Source organism: Methylobacterium sp. GC_Met_3 (assembly GCF_026540775.1).
Lineage (GTDB): Bacteria > Pseudomonadota > Alphaproteobacteria > Rhizobiales > Beijerinckiaceae > Methylobacterium.
Genome location: NZ_JALNUL010000011.1, coordinates 134,889 through 156,260, shown reverse-complemented (window position 1 = coordinate 156,260; position 21,372 = coordinate 134,889). Strand labels below are relative to the sequence as shown.

Below are 21,372 nucleotides of genomic sequence, written 5' to 3'. Positions count from 1 at the left end.
AGCGCAAGGAGGGTCGGTCGCGGCTGCGGCTCGCCTGATCGAAGAGGACCCTGCGCGGGACGCTTCGCGCAGGGGCTCCGCATTCTCACCCGCCGGCACCGCGGCTTGCCGCTTCGCCGGTTCGATGACACAAGCGCGGCCGGCCATCCCCGGCCGCGCTGAGAGACGGTAACCCTCCAGAACCGTGATGGCAGAGGCCACAACCCCCGGCTTTCCCGAGGTCGGCCCCGTGCTGATCACCGGTGCGAGCGGCTTCCTGGGCTCGGCCCTGGTCGACGTGTTCCGTCGCGCCGGCTTCCCGGTGCGCATCCTCGTGCGCGCGTCGAGTCCGCGCCGGAACCTGACTTGGACCGATGTCGAGATCGCCGAGGGCGACATGCGCGATGCGGCCGCTGTGGCGGCGGCGATGCGCGGTCAGCGCTACCTGATCCACGCCGCGGCCGATTACCGGCTCTGGGCGCCCGATATGGAAGAGATCGTCCGCACCAACCGCGACGGCACGCGCCTGATGATGCGCGCCGCGCTGGAAGCCGGCGTGGAGCGGGTCGTCTACACGTCGAGCGTCGCGACCATCAAGCCGCCGGCCGACGGGGTGACGCCCTCCGACGAGACCATGCCGCTGACGCCCGAGACCGCGATCGGCGCCTACAAGCGCAGCAAGGTCGTGGCCGAGCGCGTGGTCGAAGAGATGGTGGCCCGGGACGGGCTGAAGGCCGTGATCGTCAATCCCTCGACGCCGATCGGCCCCCGCGACGTGAAGCCGACGCCGACGGGCCGGATCATCCAAGAGGCGGCGCTCGGCAAGATGCCGGCCTTCGTCGATACCGGTCTCAACCTCGCCCACGTGGACGACGTGGCGTACGGGCACCTGCTGGCGCTCCAGAAGGGGCGTATCGGCGAGCGCTACATCCTCGGTGGCGAGGACGTATTCCTGTCGCAGATGCTGGCCGACATCGCCGGCATGGTCGGGCGCAAGCCGCCGACCGTGAACCTGCCGCGGGCGGCGGTCTATCCGGTCGCGTTCTTCGCCCAGCTCGCCGCCCGGGTCACGGGCAAGCAGCCCTTCGCGACGATCGACGGTATCCGCATGTCGCGCTACCGCATGTTCTTTTCCGATCGCAAGGCCCGCGCGGAGCTCGGCTACACGGCCCGGCCCTATCGCGAGGGTCTATCGGACGCGATCGCATGGTTCCGGGAGGCCGGGTATCTCGCATGAGCACCCTCGACACTGCCACCGCGGCGCGCTCCGGCAAGGGGCACCGCGACGAGAACTTTCCGGTCGCCTCGCACCTGATCCATCCGCAACACCGCGGCGCGATCCTGGCCTTCTACAACTTCGTCCGCGCCGGCGATGACGTAGCCGACCATGCGGAGCTGTCGCCGGAGCGCAAGATCGAATTGCTCGACCGGCTGGCGGATGCGCTGACCGGGGCCGGCCCGGCCGATCCGGAGGCCGCGCCGCTGAAGCGCGAGCTGGCGGCCCGGGTCCTTCCGCCCCGCCACGCCCTGGAACTGCTCGAGGCGTTCCGGATGGACGCCCGGAAGAACCGCTACGCGACCTGGGACGAGCTGATCCACTATTGCCGCTATTCGGCGATGCCGGTGGGGCGCTTCGTCCTCGACGTCCACGGCGAGGATCCGGCCCGGGTTTGGGGTCCGTCCGACTCGGTCTGTGCCGCGTTGCAGGTGATCAACCACCTCCAGGATTGCGGCAAGGATTTTGCCGCCCTCGACCGGGTCTACCTGCCGCAGGACATCCTCGACCGGCATGGCGCCACGGTGGCGATGCTGGGCGAGGCCAAGGCGCCGCCGCAACTCCTCGCGGTGATCCGCGAGCTGGCGCAGAACTGCCTCGCCCTGCTCGACGAGGGCGCGATCCTGCCGGATCTGATCGACGATCTGCGCCTCTCGATGGAGATCGCCGCGATCCACCGCCTAGCGGTCGTCCTCGCCCGAGGGTTGCTGGAGCGCGATCCGCTCTCCGAGAAGGTCCACCACAGCAAGCGCGCCTTCGCGCTCACGGCGCTCGGCGGGGTCGCCGCCACGCTGGTGCGCCGCCCCCTCCGGTTTCGGACCGTGCGGGCCGCCGCCCGGAGCATGCGCGCGCAGGCCGATCGTTCGAATCCGGCCAGTCGTTCGGCCCAGGGAAGCCGCCCGTGAGCGCCACCGCGACGCCTGCCCCGGCCGGAACGGAGACGGCCCCGGCGCTCCCGGCCGCCGGTTCCTCCTTCTACACGGCCATGCGCCTGCTCCCGAAGGAGCGGCGTGAGGCCATGTACGCGGTCTACGCCTTCTGCCGGGCCGTGGACGACGTCGCCGATGACGGCGGCACCCGGCCGGTCCGGCAGGCCGAGCTCGACCGCTGGCGGGCCGATATCGACGCGCTCTATGCCGGACGCCCGGTGCCGCGGGTGCGCGACCTCGTCGAGCCGGTGCGCCGCTTCGGCCTGAAGCGCGAGGATTTCCAGGCGGTCATCGACGGCATGGCGATGGACGCGATGGAGGACATCGTCGCTCCCGATGCCGAGACCCTCGATCTCTACTGCGACCGGGTCGCGAGCGCGGTGGGGCGCCTGTCGGTGCGGATCTTCGGCATGCCGGAGGCGGACGGCATCGGGCTCGCGTGGCACGAGGGGCGGGCTCTTCAGCTCACCAATATCCTGCGCGACATCGACGAGGATGCCGAACGCGGCCGTCTCTACCTGCCCCGCGAGAAGCTTGAGGCGATCGGGCTCACCGATCCGACACCTTTCCAGGCGATCAGCCATCCCCGCATCGGCGAGGTCTGCATGTCCCTCGCCCGCGAGGCCGAGGAGCACTATCAGGCGACCTGGGAGATCATCCGGCGCAGCCCCCGCAAGGCCACCAAGGCGGCCCGGCTGATGGCGTCGGCCTATCACCTTTACCTGAAGGCCGTGCTCGAACGCGGCTGGGCCATGCCCCGGGCCAGGGTGAAGCCCGGCAAGCTCGCGCTGCTCGGCGTCGTCCTCCGCCACGGCGTGATCTGATGGGCACGATTCACGTCGTCGGGGCCGGTCTCGCCGGCTTGTCCGCGGCTGTCGCGCTGGCGGAAACCGGCGCGCGGGTGGTGCTGCACGAGGCCGCCAAGCAGGCGGGCGGGCGCTGCCGCTCCTACTACGATCCGGCCCTCGGCCTGACCCTCGACAACGGCAACCATCTGCTGCTCTCCGGCAATGCCGATGCCCTGGGCTTCCTCAAGACGGTCGGTGCACCCGCCGACGCCCTCGTCGGGCCCGACGCGGCGGAGTTCGATTTCGCCGATCTCGCGACCGGTGAGCGCTGGCGCCTGCGCCCCAATGACGGCCGGCTGCCCTGGTGGGTGATGAGCCCGTCGCGCCGTGTTCCCGGCACGAAGGCGCGCGACTACCTCGCCCCGCTCGGGATCCTGCGGGCGGCCTCCGGCAAGGCGGAGGGGGCGGGCGGCACCATCGGTGCCCATATGGAGTGCGAAGGCGACCTCTACCGGCGGCTCTGGCACCCGGTGCTGCTCGCCGCCCTCAACACCGAGCCGCGCGACAGCGATGTCGGGCTCGCTGCCCGGATCCTGCGTGAGACCCTGGGGGCGGGCGGCAAGGCCTGCCGGCCGCTGGTGGCGGTGGAGGGCCTGTCCTACGCCTTCGTCGACCCGGCGCTGCGCTACCTCACGGCCCGCGGCTGCGAAATCTGGCTCGGCCGGCGCCTGCGCGGGCTCGATCTGGCGGAGGGCCGCGTCGCCCAGCTTCAGTTCTCGGACGGTGCCGAGACGCTCGGCCCCGAAGACGGGATCGTGCTGGCCTTGCCGCCCTGGGTGGCCCGCGAGGTGTTGCCCGGTCTCCTCGCCCCGGTGGAATTCCGCTCCATCGTCAACGCGCATTTTAAGCTGGTGCCGAAGCCCGGCAGCCCGCTGGTTCTGGGCGTGGTCAACAGCCTCACGGAATGGCTGTTCGCCTATCCGGACCGGTATTCGGTGACAATCAGCGGTGCCGACAGGCTCCTCGACGTGCCCCGGGAGGATCTCGCCCGCCAGATCTGGTCCGAGATCGCACAGCTGTGTGATCTTGCACCGGAATTGCCCAGCTGGCAGATCGTAAAGGAGAAGCGTGCCACCTTCGCGGCGACGCCGGCGGAAGCCGCGCGGCGCCCGGGGGCTGAAACCGCCTACGACAATCTCGTCCTGGCAGGCGACTGGACCGCCACCGGTCTGCCGTCGACGATTGAGGGAGCGATCCGCTCGGGCAAGACGGCCGCGCGCGCCCTGCGCGTTGGATCGGTCGCGCGCTCCGGAACCCCGGCGCGCGGCGCAGCTTGAGGCATTGCGTCCGCCGGGAGGTGGGCGCTCAAGGTCGAGGATGATGAGAGAGGCCGTAAGCAAAGTCGAGCCGCTGCAGCGCTCGAAGACGCAGGGGATCTCGCTGGACGATGTCGAGTGCGGCATCGCGCAGGCGACGCGTGCCCTCGCGGAATTGGCCCATGACGACGGGCATATCTGCTTCGAACTCGAGGCCGATGCCACGATCCCGTCCGAATATATCCTGTTCCACCAGTTCCGCGGCACGCAGATCCGCGACGGCCTCGAGGCCAAGATCGGCCATTACCTGCGCCGCACCCAGGGCCGTCACGGCGGCTGGGCCCTCGTTCACGAGGGGCCGTTCGACATGAGCTGCACCGTCAAGGCGTATTTCGCGCTCAAGATGATCGGCGACGACATCGAGGCGCCGCACATGCGCCGGGCGCGCGAGGGCATCCTGTCCCGCGGCGGCGCGGCCAACGCCAACGTGTTCACCCGGTTCATGCTGGCTCTCTACGGGGAGGTGCCGTGGCGCGCCGTGCCGGTGATGCCCGTCGAGGTGATGTTCCTGCCGAAGTGGTTCCCGTTCCACCTCGACAAGATCAGCTACTGGGCCCGCACCACCGTTGTGCCGCTGTTCGTGCTCCAGGCCACCAAGCCCCGGGCCCGCAACCCGCGCGGCATCAGCGTGCAGGAGCTGTTCGTCACGCCGCCGGAGAGCGTCCGCACCTGGCCGGGCTCGCCCCATGCCACGTGGCCGTGGACGCCGATCTTCGGCTTCATCGACCGGATCCTGCAATCGGTCGAGAACCACCTACCGCGCAAGAGCCGGCAGCGCGCCATGGAGATGGCCCGCGCCTGGGTCAGCGAGCGCCTGAACGGCGAGGACGGGCTGGGCGCCATCTTCCCGGCCATGGTCAATTCGGTGCTGATGTACGAGGTGATGGGCTACCGGCCCGATCACCCGCAGGTCCGCGTCGCCTGCGACGCCATCGAGAAGCTCGTGGTCGAGAAGGCCGACGAGGCCTATGTCCAGCCCTGCGTCTCGCCGGTCTGGGACACGGCTCTGGCGAGCCACGCCCTGCTCGAAGCCGGCGGTCCCGAGGCGGAGGCCCAGGCCCGCGCCGGGCTCGATTGGCTGAAGCCCCGTCAGGTGCTCGACATCGTCGGCGACTGGGCGGCGCGCAAGCCGAAGGTCCGGCCCGGCGGCTGGGCGTTCCAGTACGCCAACCCGCATTATCCCGATCTCGACGACACCGCCGTGGTCGTGATGGCGATGGACCGGGCAATGCACCAGCACGGGCTGGTCGTGGGCATGCCCGATTATAAGGTCGCGATCGCCCGTGCCCGGGAATGGGTCGAGGGGCTGCAGTCCGAGGATGGCGGTTGGGCGGCGTTCGACGCCGACAACAACCACATGTACCTCAATCACATCCCGTTCTCGGATCACGGCGCATTGCTCGATCCGCCGACCGCGGACGTGACCGCCCGCGTGGTCGGCATGCTGGCCCAACTCGGCGAGACCCGCGCGACCTCCCGGGCTCTGGACCGCGGCGTGAACTACCTCCTGAACGATCAGGAGGAGGACGGATCCTGGTACGGCCGCTGGGGCATGAACTTCATCTACGGCACGTGGTCAGTGCTGTGCGCGCTGAACGCGGCCAGGGTGGACTCGGCCGACCCCAGGATCCAGCGGGCGGTCTCCTGGCTGATCCGCATCCAGAACCCGGATGGCGGCTGGGGCGAGGACGCCTCCTCGTACAAGATCGATCCGGCCTTCGAGCCGGGCTCGTCCACGGCCTCGCAGACGGCCTGGGCGCTGCTCGCCCTGATGGCGGCCGGCGCGGTCGACGATCCGGCCGTGACCCGGGGCATCAATTTCCTGACCCGTACGCAGGGCGCGGACGGGTTCTGGAAGGAAGAGCGCTACACCGCCACCGGCTTCCCGCGGGTGTTCTACCTGCGGTATCATGGCTACCCGAAGTTCTTCCCGCTTTGGGCGATGGCGCGTTACCGCAACCTCAAGCGCACCAACAGCCGGCGCGTCCAGTTCGGCATGTGATGCGACGGGGCCGGTCTGGACGGGCTGGCCCCACTCTCCACCGGATCGCAGCGCGTTCGGCCGTCCCGGTAACCGACCTGCGAGCCCCGGTATCCGACACGTGGCCTCTTCAGACAGCGACCGCGCGGGGTCGAGCGAGCCCGGTTCACAGCAGGACCAACCTGCCGTCGTGCCGCGGCGGTCACGCCTGCTTGCGGACCTCGCCGGACTGGTCCACCAGCGGACCATGATCGACCCGACTGCACCCGTCCTGGCCGTCACAGGCCTCGCCCGCGAGCGCCGCATGGCGGCCGGGGCGGGGGTCGAGGCCGTGGGCGCCGGCGGGAATCCGCACCGGCTTCGTCAACTCCTCGACGCGCGCGTGCCGCCGGGCTGCCGGGCGGTGGTGAGCTTCGGCATTGCGGGCGGCCTCGATCCCTCGCTCAAGCCGGGCGACATCGTGGTCGGCACCGGCGTCGTCGGCGAGGAGGGGCGGCGTCCGGCCGATCTCGACCTTTCGGCTGCGCTTCTCAATAGGCTCTTGGGTGTCGACACCCGCCTGATCGCGGCGGATCTGGCGGGTGTCGACACGGCGGTGCTCACCGTCGACGGCAAGACAGAGCTGCGGGCCACGACAGGCGCAGCAGCGGTCGACATGGAATCGCACGTGGCCGCGTCTTTCGCCGGACGGCACGGCCTGCCGTTTGCGGCGCTGCGGGTAATCTGCGACCCCGCTAGCCAAGCGCTGCCGGCTTTCGCGGCTGAAGCGCTAACGGTGGACGGCGAGCCCGACATTGCCGCTGTATTCTTCGCCTTCGCGCGAGGCAGAGCGCGGCTAGGCGATCTGATGCGTCTCGCCAAGGACTCGAACGCGGCCTTCGCGGCCCTCCGCCGGTGCCGAGCGCGGCTGGGACCCGGGCTAGGAATTCCGATCAACGAAAATAATACTCTTTGATTACGCTGTACCCGGTACCGATTTTCGCCACTCGGATATTTTCTTGAAGAGCGCGATAGATTTCTGGTTTATACCTAAGACGGAAAGAACAATACCGTCATGGCGCGTCAAATTTTCTGCGAGCGTGGCGTAACCCGTGGCAGTTCCTGATAGCGTGCCATCTATACCGACACGATAAAAACATGTTGAGAGCGCAAGGGTCAGCAAGTCGAGAATCGCGTCGACGTTTCTTTTATATGGATCCGTGAAAATATGATTGGCATGAAGCGGTATATTTTCTTCTGGTAGGTCGGAGAAATATTTTACATTTTCTGATCCGAGCAGATCGATGCAGTAATTTCTGCATTCATAATCATCGGTCGCTAAAAAGACTGGGGTTAATATAGAGTCTTTGATCTGCTGAATGCATTGAATGTAATCGGTCTTGTAGTCGGTGTTTCTGATGTGAATAGCGCTAAACGGCTCACCAATAGTGTCAATACGATCAATTAAAACATCTACAATGGGGTCGACGAGGTTCAATTTCGTCAGGGCGAATAAAGAAAGATTTCCCCCACCCCAGGAATGATGAACTAATAATTGATGCTCATAGACTTGACTTGCGTCAAATGAAAGTCGCGTCCCGGTATGATGATCTGCGAAATTCTGATGTTCCGGGCTGGGCCAGGCGAGATACGAGTTGACACGGCCTGTGATCTCTTCAGGAAATGTTCTCATTCTATCAAAATAGGGTGCAATCTCTTTAATGTCTAATATCAAATTCGAAGCACTGGTGTTGAAGTAGTTTGAAAAATGATCTTTAAAGTATAAAGAATTCTCGTAAGCCGTGTCGACAACGAGAGTTCTTTTTGATTGGGTTGCGTAGCAATGCATAAATTCAATTTGGCAAAGAATATCGTTCAGTCCGGCATCCGGCCTGCAAAGTACATAGCCTCGATCCAGCATATCGGAGTATTCCAATCCGCCCATAGTAAATTTAGCTGTCTTGTTCCATCGCAGAGGGTAGAGCGTCGTCGCATATCAGAAAATTTATGGAATGATAAGGCAGGAATCTGAGATCTTTATCGTGTCTGCGCAGGCGTAAGTTTTATGATGAAAACTTCATTGGTGATTTATTTATTGTATATGTGATAATGCTGATGCGCCTTTCAGAGGATTGGCCGTTGTATTGCTTCTGAGGTCCGGTATTTGGCGGGGCGGATCGAGCCTGAAGTAGCTCGGTTGCGCCTGAAGCTGAGGGCTGCCTTCCATTCAAAAAGGCGCCGGCCTGTGGAGCCGACGCCAGTCCGAAGTCGCCAGAAGTTGGAGGGCGCCCGCGCGCCCGGAGGAACCGGCCTCAGCCGGCGTTCTTGCTGAGCGAGACCGCGACGAAGCGGGTCTGGCCCTTGCCGCTTTTTACCCGCATCAGCACGGCCTTGCGTCCGCTCGACTCGGCAGCGCGGATCTGAGCGGCTACGTCCGCGGGTCGAGACACGCTCTGGCCGCCGACATCGAGGATCACGTCGCCGGCCTCGATGCCCTTGGCGGCGGCCGGCCCGTCGGGATCGACCTGGACCACGGCGACACCCTGATCGGACAGACCGACATCGCCGGCCGGGGCGAGCTGGAGACCGAGCCGCGGCTGGCCGTTCGTCGCGTCGTCGTCGCCGCGGCTCGCCACCTTGGTGCCGTCGGTCGGCATGGTGCCGAGGGTCACGGTGGCGGTGTCGGACTTGCCGCCGCGCAGGTAGCTCAGTTCGACCTTGGCGCCGGGCTTCATGCCGGCGATCCTGCGCGACAGCTCACGGGCGCTGTCCACGGTGTCGCCGTTGACCTTCTCGATCACGTCGCCAGCCTTCAGGCCGGCCTTGGCCGCCGGGGTGCCGTTCTCGGCATGGTCGACGAGCGCGCCCTTGGCCTTGTCGAGGCCGAGACCCTCAGCGATGTCCTGCGTCACCGGCTGGATCTGTACGCCCAGATAGCCGCGGGCGACCTTGCCGTCCGTGCGGAGCTGGTCGACCACCGCCTGCACGGTCTCGGCTGGGATCGCGAAGGCGAGGCCGACGCTGCCGCCCGAAGGGGACGCGATGGCGGTGTTCATGCCGACCACCTCGCCGTTGACGTTGAAGGTCGGGCCGCCCGAATTGCCCTTGTTGATCGGGGCGTCGATCTGCAGGAAATCATCGTAGGGGCCGGCGCCGATGTCGCGGCCGCGGGCCGAAACGATGCCGGCGGTCACGGTGCCGCCGAGGCCGAACGGGTTACCGATCGCCACCACCCAGTCACCCACCTGCGGTGCGGCCTTGCCGAACTGAACGTACGGGAAGCTGGAGCCCTCCGTGATCTTCAGCAGCGCGACGTCGGTCTTGGCGTCCTTGCCGATCACCTTCGCGTCGAGGGTGCGGCCGTCATCCAGCGTCACCTGCACGGTCTTGGCATGGTCGACCACGTGGTTGTTGGTCACCACGTAGCCATCGGCCGAGATGATGAAGCCGGAGCCGACCGCGCCACGCGGACCCTGGTGCTGGGGCTGCATGCCACCGCCGCCGCCAGGGCCGTTCTGGCCGAAGCGCTTGAAGAACTCGCGCAACTGCGGCGGCACGTTCTGGAGGTTGCGGCCCTGGTTCGGCCCGTCCTCGTCATCGCTGCTGCTGCTCGCCGAGTCGTCGAGCTTGACCTTCACCGAGACCACGCCCGGCTTCACCTTGTTGACGATGCCGGCAAACGAGCCCGGCGGATGCTCAGGGGCCTCGATCGGCGACTTGGGAAGCGCCTGGGCGTAGGCCGGTGTGGCGGTCGGCAGGTATCCGCTGCCCAGCGCGCCGCCGGCGATCAGCGCGGCGGCAGCCACCGAGGCGAGGGCGCGGCGCGAGGTGCGGCCGGAAGGACGGGTCTCGGTCATGGGGAGTCTCAACCTCTCGGGAACGATCGGGACGACGCCGGTTCAGGCGGCGGTCTATGCAATCGGTCTAGAGGGTGGCCCCTGACCCGGGTGTGGCGGTCACATTACGGTTTGGACAGGTCGACGGCTCTCTCGGCACCAGCCGCTAAAACCAATGTCACCGGTGATCTCAGTGAGTCGTTGGGTAACCCAGTCCGAGCCGGTCGCTCACGGCGGCCAAGCGGCGGCCGCGCGTCGAGGGTCGGGAGCCGGGCATCAGTTTCGCGGATGCCAGGAGATGTGCATCGACGTAGCCGATACCGAGACCGTGCAACGCGTGGTCTGCGATCAGGCGCATGACCTCTTCCGGCTCAGCAAGCTGTGCGAGCCGCATGCGCCCATGAAGAGCGAGCACGGTCTCGCGGTCGCGTAGGCTTCCGACCGGGACCGGTGCTCAATCCCCGCTCAACCGCGCGAGCGCTTCCTCGATCTTGGCGAGTCGCGCCGTCTCGCTCTCCCGCCGCTCGCGGTTCTCCTCGATGATCTCCTCGGGGGCCCGGGCGACGAAATCGGCATTGCCGAGCTTGGCGTCGACCTTCTTGATCTCGGCCTGGGCCTTCGCCTGCTCCTTCTTGAGGCGCGCGACCTCGGCGGCGAGATCGACCACGCCTTCCAGCGGCAGCGCGGCGACGCTGCCACGCACCAGCAACTGAACCGAGTTCTTGGGGGGCGCATCCGCGAAGGCGATGTCCGACAGCCGCGCGAGACGCAGCAGCGTGTCCCGCCACGCCGCGACCCGCGTCCGGACCTCCTCCGTCGCGCCGACCATCACCAGGGGGATCTGCGCGGCGGCCGGCACGTTCGTCTCCGAGCGGGCCGAGCGGACCTGGGTGACGAGATCCACCACGAAGCCGACCTCGGCCTCGGCCGCCGCATCGGCGAGGCCGCCGAGATCCGGCCAGGAGGCCAGGGTCAGGAGGCCGCGCTCCGACAGGCCCGCCCCCTTGATCGACCACAGCTCCTCGGTGAGGAACGGCATGAACGGGTGCAGAAGCTTGGCGACCTGATCGATCAGGAACGCCACGCTCGCCTGCGTCTCCGCCCGGATCGCCGGATCGACGCCCTCGCCCTGAAGCACCGGCTTCGCGAGTTCGAGATACCAGTCACAGAAGATGTTCCAGACGAAGCGGTAGGCGGCGCCCGCCGCGTCGTTGAACCGGTAGGCCTCGAGGGCCGCCGTCACCTCGTCGACCGCGCGGGCGGCCTCGGTGAGCGCCCAGCGATTGATGGCGCCCGTGGCGGCGCGCGGGTCGAAGGCCGGATCCAGGCGGCAGCCATTCAGCTCGGCGAAGCGGGCTGCGTTCCAGAGCTTGGTCGTGAAGTTGCGGTAGTCCTTGACCCTGTCCTCCGACAGCTTGATGTCGCGGCCCTGGACGGCCAGCGCGCACAGCGTGAAGCGCAGGGCGTCCGCCCCCATCTTCTCGATGAGTTCGAGCGGATCGACGACGTTGCCCTTCGACTTCGACATCTTCGCGCCGGACGCATCCCGCACCAGGGTGTGCAGGTAGACCGTGTCGAACGGGGCCCGGTCGGTCAGGTGCAGGCCCATCATCATCATCCGGGCAACCCAGAAGAACAGGATGTCCTTGCCGGTCACCAGGGTGTTGGTCGGGTAGTAGCGGGCGAGTTCCGGAGTCTTGTCCGGCCAGCCCAGCGTCGAGAACGGCCAGAGCGCCGAGGAGAACCACGTGTCGAGGACATCCTCGTCGCGGGTGAGCGCAACCGGCCGGCCATGCTTCGCCGCGGCCTGCGCCAGCGCCTCGTCCTCGCTCTCGGCGACGAAGACGCCGCCTTCCTCGTCGTACCAGACCGGGATCTGATGGCCCCACCAGAGCTGGCGCGAGATGCACCAGGGCTCGATGTTGGTCAGCCACTGGAAGAAGATCTTTTCGTGGTTCTCCGGCAGGAACTTGGTCTGCCCGTCGCGCACCGCCTGCAGCGCGCGCTCGGCCAGCGGCTTGACGTTCACATACCACTGGTCGGTGAGATACGGCTCGATGACGACGCCCGAACGGTCGCCGTGGGGCACCGCGTGGGTGTTCGGCTCGATCGTGCGCAGGCGCTCGCGCGCCTCCATCAGGGCGACCACCGCCTTACGAGCCTGTGCCCGGTCGAGGCCGTGCAGCGCGAGGGCTTCCGGCTCGGGCGATGCACCGTCGAGGAAGGCCGCGTTGCCGTCGAGCAGCATCCTGCCCTCGGGGTCGAGGACATTGATGAGGCCGAGATCGTGCCGCCGGCCGACCTCGAAATCGTTGAAGTCGTGGGCTGGGGTGATCTTGACCGCGCCGGTGCCCTTCTCGGGGTCGGAATAGTCGTCGGCGACGATCGGGATCAACCGGCCGACCAGCGGCAGGCGCACGCGCTTGCCGACCAGCGCCGTGTAACGCGCGTCGTCGGGATGGACCGCGACGCCTGTATCGCCCAGCATCGTCTCGGGGCGGGTTGTCGCCACCGTGATGATGGCGCCGGTCTCGTGGCCGGCCTCGTCCACCACCGGGTAGTCGAAGTGCCAGAGATGGCCCTTCACGTCGACCTGCTGAACCTCCAGGTCCGAAATCGCGGTCTGGAACTTCGGATCCCAGTTCACCAGCCGCTTGTCGCGGTAGATCAGGCCCTGCCGGTGCAACTCCACGAAGGTCCTGAGCACGGCGCGGCTCAGGCCCTCGTCCATGGTGAAGCGCTCGCGCGACCAGTCGCACGAGGCGCCCAGCCGCTTGAGCTGGTTGACGATCGCCCCGCCGGATTCCGCCTTCCAGGCCCAGACCTTCTCGACGAAGGCGGCGCGGCCGATGTCCCGGCGGCCGGGCTCCTGAGCCTCGGCCATCCGCCGCTCGACCACCATCTGGGTGGCGATGCCGGCATGGTCGGTCCCGGGCTGCCAGAGCACGTCCTTGCCGCGCATGCGCTCGAAGCGGCAGAGCACGTCCTGCAGGGTGTTGTTGAGCGCGTGGCCCATATGCAGCGAGCCCGTCACGTTCGGCGGCGGGATCACGATGCAGTAGGGAGGCGCACCGGCGCGCTCGGCCAGGCCGGCGCGGAAGGCGCCCGCCTCTTCCCAAGCGGCGGAGATCCGCGCCTCGACGGAGGCGGGCTCGAAGGTCTTGTCCATCATCGCGGGTACGGGCGGGCGCTTGTCCAAACGGGGTCGGACCCGCTTTCGACCGTCACGCCGCTCCCGTCAACACGTAGTCCGGCGTGACGCTCAGCGGCCGCGCGACACCCGCTCGATCTCCGCACGCACCAGCCGCTCGACCACGGCCGGCAGGTTGTCGTCGAGCCAGGATTTCAGCATCGGCCGAAGCATCTCCTTGACGAGATCCTCCAGGGTCCGGGCGTTCTGGGTCAGGACGGTGTGGGCCAGCAGGTTGAAGGCGCCGCTCACGCTGGCATCCGTCGACGGCGAGACCAGCGCCTCAGGCTCGAACACCGGCTCCGGCTCGCGCGGCTGTGCCGTGGCCTGAACGGCCGGCTGCGGCGGTGCGGCCGGCGGCGGCACGGTCGCAGCCGCGACTGGCTTGGGTTCCGACTTGGGTTCCGGTTTGGGCTCTGGCTCGAAGGCCGGCGCGTCGAAGTCGATCGCGTCGAAATCGAGCGGCTCCGGCTCGGGCTCCGGCACGACGGCACGGGGGCGCGCCACCGGCTGGGCGACCTCGGCGAGGTCGAGCACGTCGTCGGGCTCCGGCTCGGGCAAGGCTTCGGCGGGCTTGGTCGCCTGATCGTCGGCGATGATCCGCCGGATCGAGGCGAGGATCTCCTCCATCGACGGCTCCTGCCCTTTATCGGCAGCCTTGTCCTGGAATTTCGTGTCCGGGATCTTGGGGCTAGCTGCACTCATCGGCAGGCGCACTCGGCATGGGAGACTGGAACGCGACCCGATCGGGTCGATGTTCAATCAGTATTCCATGCCGTTTCGTCGCGGCAAGCGTGGTTTCACCACACTCCCGTGAAAAGGCGTCAGCGGCCGTCCGGAGTGCGCAGGCCGAACCACAGGTCCTTGACCTGATCGTAGTGGACCTTGGCGCTGTAGTACTCGACCGGCAGGGCGGTGAACCGGGCCGTCAGCTGTCCGATCGCCTGAACCACCCCGTAGGAGTAGATCACGCGGTCGCGCTGGGCGAGGATCAGGTTCACGCGCGAGTTCAGGAGCTCCTGCTGCGCGTTCAGCACGTCGAGGGTGGTGCGCTGGCCGACCCGGGCTTCCTCGCGCACGCCGTTCAGCGCCACTTCGTTGGCCTGGACCTGCGCCTGGGCGGCGATGACCTGCGCCTTTGCGGCTTCGAGCAGGCCCCAGAAGCTGACGATCTGCGCCCGAACCTGGTCGCGGACCTGATCGACCAGGATGCGCGTCTGCCCGACCGTCTCCTTCGCCTGCCGGATCTGCGCGTAGGTCTGGCCGCCCTCGTAGATCGGGATGTTGAGCCGCCCGCCGACGAAGCCGATGAAGTAGGACTGGTTCGGGCCGGTCTGATCGTAGACCTGGCTCAGCGAGCCCTGAAGGCTCAGGTTCGGCGCGAGCTGGCCCTCGAGAACCTTGACCTGCGCCTCGGCCGCATCGACGGCGTGAATGGCCGACACGATCTGCGGATGCTCGCGCAGGCCGATGGCGATGGCCGCATCCAGCGAGCCCGGAACGAACCGGTCCAGCGGCCGGCCGGGCGCGAGCTGCCGCGGCTCGACGCCGATGTTCTGCCGATAGATGCCGATGCTGGTGCGCAGGGTCGATTCGGCCGTGCTGACCTGTGAGCGGGCCCCGGCGAGGCGGGCCTCGGCCTGCGCCACGTCCGTGCGGGTCACCTCGCCGACGTTGAACCGGTCCCGGGTCTGCCGCAGCTGCTCCTCAAGAACCTCGACGTTGTTCCGGTTGAGTTCGAGCGTCGCCGTGTTGCTCAGCACGTTCATGTAGGCCTGAACGGCATTGTAGAGCACGGTCAGCTCGGTGAAGCGCAGGGTCTCGCGCTGGCTGTAGACGTTCGATTCGGCGCGACGGGTCTGGTTGTCGGTCTGGAAGCCGTTGAAGATCGTCTGTGAGACGGTCAGGCTCGCCGTGGTCGGGAGATAGGTCGTCCGAACCGTCCGGCTCGACGTGATCGACTGCGCGGTGGTCGCTGTCGAAGCCTCGGCGCCGCCTACCCCGCCGGCTCCGGTCGCGGACGTCCCGCTTGTTCCGGCGCTGGTGGTTCCGATGCCGGTCGATGTGCCGACGCCCGTCGTTCCCGTCGATGTCCCGAGGCCGGTGGTTCCGACGCCCGATGTTACACCCGAGGTCCCGGCGGTCGCCGTCGTCGCGCCGGTCGCAGCCGCGCCGGCAGCTGCCGCCGCCGTGCTGGAACTGCGGGTCTGGAGGTACTGGACGCCGATCGACGCGCCGACATTCACCTGCGGCCGATACCCGGATTGGGCGATGGCCACGTTCTCATCGGTCGCGCGCACTCCGGCGCGGCTGGCATTAAGTGATGGGTTGCCCTGATAGGCTTTCGCGAGTGCGCTCTCCAACGTCTCGGCGGTGGCCGGGGCCGCTGCAGAGATCGCGAGCCCGGACGCCATCATTCCGATCGCGCGGAACGTGGAGCGAGTCGCTGGCGGACGTCGTGTCACGATGAACAAGCCCTTCCGGCCTTTTCCGATCCGAATATGTGCGACGAAAACAGCCAAGGTAAGGCAGTCCGTTGGTATCCGATCAAGCCCGCCCCACGGTCACGCTTAGCGCAAATAGGTTGCTTTGGCTTGCGCCGAGGGGCCGGACGAGTCGGAATGTACGGCGGTTGGGGCATTAAGGTGACACATCGCCCAACCGCCCGGAGAGGCAGACGGGGCGACCCGCGGGACTCGCGTCGGACTCTGGTCCGACATGCGCCGTTCCCCGTGGACTGCACGAATCGCTGTGCCGCGATCTGCCCGTTCGAACGCGACCTCGGCTTTGCGCAGGCTCGGGTCGGTAGTCGTCGGCCTCCGGTTAAGGACGGCGCGCGGGACTGATCGCTTCACAGACAATCTCGGCCCGTGATATCGACGTCAAGTCCGAGACACGTGAATTCCAGTCGGAGGGCGCCGCCCGGACTGTCTCCGTGGGCGGCTCGCGACGGCCTTTCGGGGCCGCGCTTCGGGCTGAGACGGATCGGCTTTCGCGTTGAGGCAGCATGCAGATCGAGCTGATCGGAGTCGTCGCCTTCCTGATCGGGCTCATCAGCTTGGGGCGCAGTCCCACTTTCTCGGTCTACATGGTCTTCCTCAGCACGCTGCTGGGGGCGTCCGCGGCCGCCATCCTGACGGCTTTGGGTGGGGCCAGCCTGCAGCCGGCCCATCTCATGCTGGCCTTCGTGTTGCTGAAGGTCGGGACGAATCCCTATCGCCTCGCCGACGGCCTGTCCGCGTTGAGCTTCCCGCGTCCGGGATTCTGGCTCCTGATCACGGTGCTGTACGCGCTGGCCGGCTCGGTGCTGATCACGCGACTGTTTGCGGGCAGCACGAACGTCTACTCGATCGCCCGCCTGGGCGATGGCGTCCGGATCGCCCTCGTGCCGCTGGTTCCGACGACCGGTAACCTGACGCAGAGCCTGTACTTCGCATCCGATCTTCTGGCCTACGTCGCGTTCTACGCCTGCTCCCGGGAATTGGGCTCGCGCAGCCTGCCGGTCCTCTGTTCTGCCGCCGTGGTCTGTGCCTTCGCCAATCTGGCCTTCGGGCTGATCGACGTTGCGACCTACCTCACGGGGACCGGAGAACTTTTGTCGTTCCTCAGAAATGCCGGCTACACCATGCTGGTCGAGGTCGAGATGGCCGGCTTCAAGCGGGTGGTCGGCTCCTTCTCCGAAGCCTCCACGTATGGGTCGGCCTCGCTGTTCCTGTTCACCTTCACCGGCAAGATGTGGCTCGAAGAGGTGTTCACCCGGCGCGCGGGACTGGCCGCCGCCGCGTCGCTCATCGCGGTCATCGCGTCGACCTCGACGACCGCCTATGCCGGCTTGGCCATCGTCGTGGCCTTCGAGTACCTGACCTGCCTGTACATGCTGGTCATCCACCGGAGATCGACCCGCAACGCGACGCTGTTCCTGTTCCTCGGCCCGTTCGTCGTCGTCTTCCTCGTGATGCTCGGCGCGCTGCAGGAATCGGTCTGGAATGCGGTCCAGAATATCTATCAGGCGGCGTTCTCGGAAAAACTGACCTCCGATTCCGGCATCGAGCGAAGCTCCTGGAATTACCAGGGGCTGCAGAACCTCTACGAGACGAACGGGTTGGGTGTCGGTGTCGGCAGCACCCGGACATCCAGCTGGCCGCTCGCGGTGCTGGCGAGCCTGGGGATCATCGGCACGGTCACGTACTTCGCGTTCGTGCTCCTGTTCTTCTTCGCCCGTCCCTCCAAAGATGACCGGACGCGGAGCTTCCAGAAAAGCATCCGCTTGGCCTGCATCTGTCAGGTGGTCCTGGGTTCGATCGGATCCCCGTTCGTCGACCTCGGCCTGTTGTTCTTCATGTGTGCCGGCATGTCGATGGCCGTCAGCGAGAGCGAGAAGAGCGCCTCCGTGGCGCGGGCGCAGATGCTGGAGGGCGGCGTGCCAGCGGAGTGAGGCCGCCTGCGGTCGATGAAGTCGGCTCCTGAATCTGGGCGCAGGGTGCGAACTCGGCCGGAGCCACGCCTCGCTCGCGGAGGTTACGTCGACCTGAGTTGCTGCGCTGCGTTCGCGCTGACAATCTGAGATGGCGGCCCCCTCGACACGCGCGACATCGTCCCCGCGCGCCTTTGGCGCCGGGGGCATGGCCGAAGAAATAACACGAGGGACGCGGGACGCCGCGGGGACCCAGGTGTCGGCCAAGTAACGCGCGGGATCCGGTCCCCGCGGCGCCCGCGGAATCGACCGGGCATGGTCCCCGGCCGGTGCCGTCTTTCTCGTCGCGGTGTCTCCGACGTCCCGATCCTGCGACTCCCCGTTAGCGGTCTCGGGCGGGGTGCACGCACCCCCGGAACCCGCATCGGCGCCGTGGCCTTCCAGCCGTCCCCCGCCTCGTCGTGGGCGGGTCCGCAGGTCGCTCAGGGTCAGCCCAGACGCGGGTCGGCGCGGGGGGCATTTCCTCCCCCCGCCGGGCAAACTGCCGCCCGGTCTCACGCCCGCATCCGAGGCACGCCCCGTACCGGTCCGCCGCCCGGGGCGATGGCGGCTGAGAGCCACCGACGCGGGCACCGCCCCGTCCCCGGACCCGCACGGTCAGCCACCGGGCGGGCCCCCGAAGGACGCCCCGGGATCGCTCCCAGGCCGCCGCGGACAGGTGGCGGCTAATGAGCATAAAATAGGAACATTATCAAGAACGATAAGCTGAGGTGCGTCCTCCCTCCCCCGCAGAGGGGGGAGGGAGAGCGTGTGTCAGAGCCCGAGAGCGATCTGTAAATGTCGTAGCGCTAAAGGGGGAAGGAGACGCGCTGAGTCGGCCCTCGTCGCGAACGCGGATACCATCTCCGGTTGGCAGGCCGGGATCGATCTGTGACGCCAGCACCGCATCGGTCCGAGAGACGATAGGGCATCGGAGCGTGCGGATCCCGCCGTCGTTCAAGCCCACAGCGCCCGCTTGCCGAACTAGAAGTACTTGTGGGCGTAGAAGCTGAGCAGCATCGGGCTCGCGACGCCGATCAGGTGGGTGATATCCTCGGCGTGCCACATGAAGCCGATCCTGGGGAAGACCACCCGCGCCAGACCCACGCTGACCCCGAGCACCATCAGGAAGCTGAACACGTTGACCAGGGCGAACCGGCCATATTCGCCAAGCCAGCTTGCTGTCGAGGCGAAGACGTAGCGCCGCGCCAGCACGAAAGCCGTGGTCAGGCCGACGAGGTAGGCCAACGTCACCGCGAGCCCGTAGACCAGTACCGTGAGTGCTTCTCGTTCGTCGAGAGTCTCTCGCCCGGCAAGCTGGACACCTTAGAGATTGCGGCCGGCCCGAAATAGAAGCGCAGGTTCCAGTTCAGGTCCTACACGGCGGTCGATTACCCGGCGTTCGACATCTGCGAGGGCCGGCTCGACCAGCAGTTCAATTTCATCATCGCCGATCAGGTGTTCGAGCACCTCAAGTGGCCGCAGCGAGCGGGGAAGAACGTCTTCTCCATGCTCAAGCCCGGGGGCACCTTCATCGTGACGACGCCGTTCCTGATCCGGCTGCACGACAGCCCGATCGACTGCTCGCGCTGGACCGAGACCGGCATGTCCTACCTCCTGCAGGAGTGCGGCTTCGAGGCGCAGAACATCAAGACCGCCTCATGGGGCAACCGGGCCTGCGTGCGGGCCAACTTCCGCCGGTGGCCGCGCTTCGGCTGGTACAAGCCCCTCCACAACGAGCGGGATTTTCCGGTGACCGTCTGGGCGTTCGCGCGGCGGTAATCCGTTCCGCCCCGTGCCGCGCGGCCGGTCCGGGGCGCGTCGGGCTGCGTCTTGTCAAATTCGCCACATTGATCTGCGAGCGTCGCCGCTTCGTCAGGTCTGTGGCGGCACTTGCGCGCCGACAGCCCCGACACGCCCCCGTGGACCCCTCGTTATGATCAGATCGACGCTCGCCTTGCTCCTCCTGTGCGGCTCCGCTGCCGCCGCGGGGACGATCAGCGGCCCGGCGACCGTGATCGACGGGGATACGATCGAGGTTCAGGGCACCCGCCTCCACCTCTACGGCATCGATGCGCCCGAGACCGCGCAGAGCTGCGCGCCCGGATCGCCAGCGCCGTCGTGACCTGCGAGCGGCAGGAGCCCGCAGTCGCGGGCCGTCTCGTCGGCCTCTGCCACGTCCACGGGGAGGACCTGTCGGCCTGGATGGCCAGCCAGGGCTTCGCGCTGGCCAGCCGCCATGGGACCACGGCCTATGTCGCGCAGGAGGGTCACGCCTGGGCGACCCGCCGCGGGATCTGGGCCGGCACCTTCGAGAAGCCGGCCGATTGGCGCAACGACCGGCGCCGGGTCGAAGCCTCGGCCGGCGCGGACGAGTAGGAACCGCTCAGGCCTTCTTGTCGTGGCCCTCGGTGAACTCCCGCCAGAGCAGCACCAGGGCCGCCATCACGGCTGGGCCGACGAACAGGCCGAGCAGGCCGAAGGTCTCGACGCCGCCGAGGATGCCGAGCAGCACCCACAGGAACGGCAGCTTCGTGGTGCCGCCGATCAGGGCCGGCCGTATGAAGTGGTCCGCCACGAAGGTCACGACGAGGCCGGCGACCGCCACCACGAGGGCGGCCTTCGTCGCGCCCGCCGCCACCAGCATCAGCGCCGCGATGGCGATGGCGAGGGCGGCGCCGAACGGGATCATCGCCGCCACGGCCGTGAAGGCGCCGAGCAGCACCGGGTGGGGCACGCCCGCGAAGTAGTAGACGACCCCGAGCAGGACGCCTTCGCCGAGACCGACGAGGACGAGGCCGTCCACGGTCCCGTGCACCGAGGCGACCATCTGGCGGGCGACGCGCTCGCCCCGCGGCCCGAACAGCTTTTGGCAGGCGGTCAGCGACTGGTCCCGCACCGTGCGCCAGTCGCGGAACAGGAAGAACAGCGCCACAAGGCTGAAACCGAACAGCACGACCCGCCGGACGATCTCGCGCCCGACATTGCGCGACGTGCCGATCACCGAGTCGTTCTCGAACCGGTGCAGCAGGTCCGAGCCCGCCTGCGCGTGGTTGAGGTTGTCGTTCCACCACGCGGTCGCCTGCGCGGCGCCGTAGGGCAGGTGCTGAAGGAATTCGGGCGCCGGGATGCCGTTCTCTTCGGCGTTGCGCACGAACTCGGCCACGTCGTGGGCCTCCCGGGCCGCCTGGACGCCGAGGATCGCGAGGGGCGCGAGGAAGACCAGCGCCACGGCCGCGGTCATCAGCGACGGCAGCAAGATGTTGTGCTTGCCGGGCGGGAAGCGGCGCTCCAGCCGGATGTAGACCGGGAACAGGGCGATCGCCAGCACCACCGCCCAGGCCAAAGCCGGCAGGAACCGGTGCAGGATCCACAGGCCGAGCGCCGAGAGCGCCAGGACCAGCAGGACCCGGGCCGCCCCCTGCGAGCGCGCCCGCTCGTGCGGCGGCAGCGGCGCCTCCTCGATCCGAGCCGGCGGGCGCGCGGGTTTGGTGATCGGTGGCATCCGTCTCAATCTCCTGGAACGCGGCTGCCGTCCCGTCCCTCAGTGAGGACCTATGGGGCGAAAGCGGTACAGATGCCCGC

At 67.5% G+C, this 21,372-nt stretch carries 17 protein-coding genes and 1 pseudogene; 11 read left to right on the top strand and 7 right to left on the bottom strand.

Going from position 1 to position 21,372, the window contains the following annotated elements; all coding sequences use genetic code 11:
• The first annotated feature begins 187 nt into the window (after nucleotides 1-187).
• The 6 genes from hpnA (at nucleotide 188) to OXS27_RS15925 (ending at nucleotide 7,284) form a co-directional block, all read left to right on the top strand.
• Nucleotides 188-1,216: a hopanoid-associated sugar epimerase gene (gene hpnA, locus OXS27_RS15950; protein ID WP_243925357.1), complete on the top strand. Its 1,029-nt coding sequence runs from the start codon at nucleotides 188-190 to the stop codon at nucleotides 1,214-1,216.
• Nucleotides 1,213-2,160 (top strand): squalene synthase HpnC, encoded by a 948-nt coding sequence (hpnC, locus tag OXS27_RS15945; RefSeq protein ID WP_243925358.1) that lies wholly within the window; start codon nucleotides 1,213-1,215, stop codon nucleotides 2,158-2,160. The genes hpnA and hpnC overlap by 4 nt, the downstream gene beginning before the upstream one ends.
• On the top strand, nucleotides 2,157-3,008 hold the full coding sequence (hpnD, locus tag OXS27_RS15940; RefSeq protein ID WP_243925359.1) for a presqualene diphosphate synthase HpnD: 852 nt from the start codon (nucleotides 2,157-2,159) through the stop codon (nucleotides 3,006-3,008). The genes hpnC and hpnD overlap by 4 nt, the downstream gene beginning before the upstream one ends.
• The gene (hpnE, locus tag OXS27_RS15935) at nucleotides 3,008-4,309 is read left to right on the top strand and encodes a hydroxysqualene dehydroxylase HpnE (RefSeq protein WP_267357352.1); all 1,302 of its coding nucleotides are present in this window, start codon (nucleotides 3,008-3,010) and stop codon (nucleotides 4,307-4,309) included. Before hpnD ends, hpnE begins: the two co-directional genes overlap by 1 nt.
• Nucleotides 4,310-4,352: 43 nt before the next feature.
• Complete coding sequence (gene shc, locus OXS27_RS15930; protein ID WP_267357350.1) at nucleotides 4,353-6,350, top strand: squalene--hopene cyclase; 1,998 nt, start codon at nucleotides 4,353-4,355, stop codon at nucleotides 6,348-6,350.
• 226 nt (nucleotides 6,351-6,576) lie between these two features.
• Nucleotides 6,577-7,284: a phosphorylase gene (locus tag OXS27_RS15925; RefSeq protein WP_267357373.1), complete on the top strand. Its 708-nt coding sequence runs from the start codon at nucleotides 6,577-6,579 to the stop codon at nucleotides 7,282-7,284.
• Here the strand turns inward: OXS27_RS15925 and OXS27_RS15920 are convergent, their stop codons facing one another.
• Together OXS27_RS15920 and OXS27_RS15915 are read right to left on the bottom strand one after the other, a co-directional pair.
• Nucleotides 7,285-8,229 (bottom strand): hypothetical protein, encoded by a 945-nt coding sequence (locus OXS27_RS15920; protein ID WP_267357349.1) that lies wholly within the window; start codon nucleotides 8,227-8,229, stop codon nucleotides 7,285-7,287. It abuts the gene before it with no gap.
• A gap of 391 nt (nucleotides 8,230-8,620) precedes the next feature.
• A complete protein-coding gene (locus OXS27_RS15915; protein WP_243925362.1) occupies nucleotides 8,621-10,165 on the bottom strand; it encodes a Do family serine endopeptidase in 1,545 nt (514 codons plus the stop codon).
• 277 nt (nucleotides 10,166-10,442) lie between these two features.
• Between OXS27_RS15915 and OXS27_RS15910 the strand changes: the two genes are divergently transcribed.
• Nucleotides 10,443-10,577 (top strand): hypothetical protein, encoded by a 135-nt coding sequence (locus OXS27_RS15910; protein ID WP_267357347.1) that lies wholly within the window; start codon nucleotides 10,443-10,445, stop codon nucleotides 10,575-10,577.
• 21 nt (nucleotides 10,578-10,598) lie between these two features.
• Here OXS27_RS15910 and OXS27_RS15905 read toward each other — a convergent pair whose 3' ends face one another.
• The 3 genes from OXS27_RS15905 to OXS27_RS15895 all read right to left on the bottom strand — a co-directional run bounded on the left by OXS27_RS15905 (nucleotide 10,599) and on the right by OXS27_RS15895 (nucleotide 15,748).
• Nucleotides 10,599-13,316, bottom strand: a complete 2,718-nt coding sequence (locus OXS27_RS15905; protein WP_267357345.1) for a valine--tRNA ligase — start codon at nucleotides 13,314-13,316, stop codon at nucleotides 10,599-10,601.
• A gap of 90 nt (nucleotides 13,317-13,406) precedes the next feature.
• Nucleotides 13,407-14,039 carry a DUF2497 domain-containing protein gene (locus OXS27_RS15900; RefSeq protein WP_267357343.1) on the bottom strand — a complete coding sequence of 211 codons (633 nt, stop codon included), beginning with the start codon at nucleotides 14,037-14,039 and terminating at the stop codon, nucleotides 13,407-13,409.
• A 119-nt stretch (nucleotides 14,040-14,158) separates the two neighbouring features.
• Nucleotides 14,159-15,748: a TolC family outer membrane protein gene (locus OXS27_RS15895; protein ID WP_267357341.1), complete on the bottom strand. Its 1,590-nt coding sequence runs from the start codon at nucleotides 15,746-15,748 to the stop codon at nucleotides 14,159-14,161.
• Nucleotides 15,749-16,341: 593 nt separating this feature from the next.
• Between OXS27_RS15895 and OXS27_RS15890 the strand changes: the two genes are divergently transcribed.
• Nucleotides 16,342-17,769, top strand: a complete 1,428-nt coding sequence (locus OXS27_RS15890) for a hypothetical protein (protein ID WP_243925365.1) — start codon at nucleotides 16,342-16,344, stop codon at nucleotides 17,767-17,769.
• A 1,002-nt stretch (nucleotides 17,770-18,771) separates the two neighbouring features.
• Here the strand turns inward: OXS27_RS15890 and OXS27_RS15885 are convergent.
• Nucleotides 18,772-19,059 carry a GtrA family protein gene (locus OXS27_RS15885; protein WP_267357372.1) on the bottom strand — a complete coding sequence of 96 codons (288 nt, stop codon included), beginning with the start codon at nucleotides 19,057-19,059 and terminating at the stop codon, nucleotides 18,772-18,774.
• Between the two features lie 105 nt (nucleotides 19,060-19,164).
• Here OXS27_RS15885 and OXS27_RS15880 point away from each other — a divergent pair.
• From OXS27_RS15880 to OXS27_RS15870, 3 genes and pseudogenes are all read left to right on the top strand, one after another.
• Nucleotides 19,165-19,569: pseudogene (locus OXS27_RS15880) on the top strand (methyltransferase domain-containing protein); the annotation flags it as partial.
• Between the two features lie 154 nt (nucleotides 19,570-19,723).
• The gene (locus tag OXS27_RS15875; protein ID WP_267357338.1) at nucleotides 19,724-19,912 is read left to right on the top strand and encodes a hypothetical protein; all 189 of its coding nucleotides are present in this window, start codon (nucleotides 19,724-19,726) and stop codon (nucleotides 19,910-19,912) included.
• A complete protein-coding gene (locus OXS27_RS15870; protein ID WP_267357336.1) occupies nucleotides 19,909-20,166 on the top strand; it encodes a hypothetical protein in 258 nt (85 codons plus the stop codon). The genes OXS27_RS15875 and OXS27_RS15870 overlap by 4 nt, the downstream gene beginning before the upstream one ends.
• Nucleotides 20,167-20,173: 7 nt before the next feature.
• On the opposite strand, the gene OXS27_RS15865 is transcribed toward OXS27_RS15870, so the two are convergent.
• Nucleotides 20,174-21,292 carry an AI-2E family transporter gene (locus tag OXS27_RS15865; RefSeq protein ID WP_267357334.1) on the bottom strand — a complete coding sequence of 373 codons (1,119 nt, stop codon included), beginning with the start codon at nucleotides 21,290-21,292 and terminating at the stop codon, nucleotides 20,174-20,176.
• Between the last annotated feature and the right edge of the window lie 80 nt (nucleotides 21,293-21,372).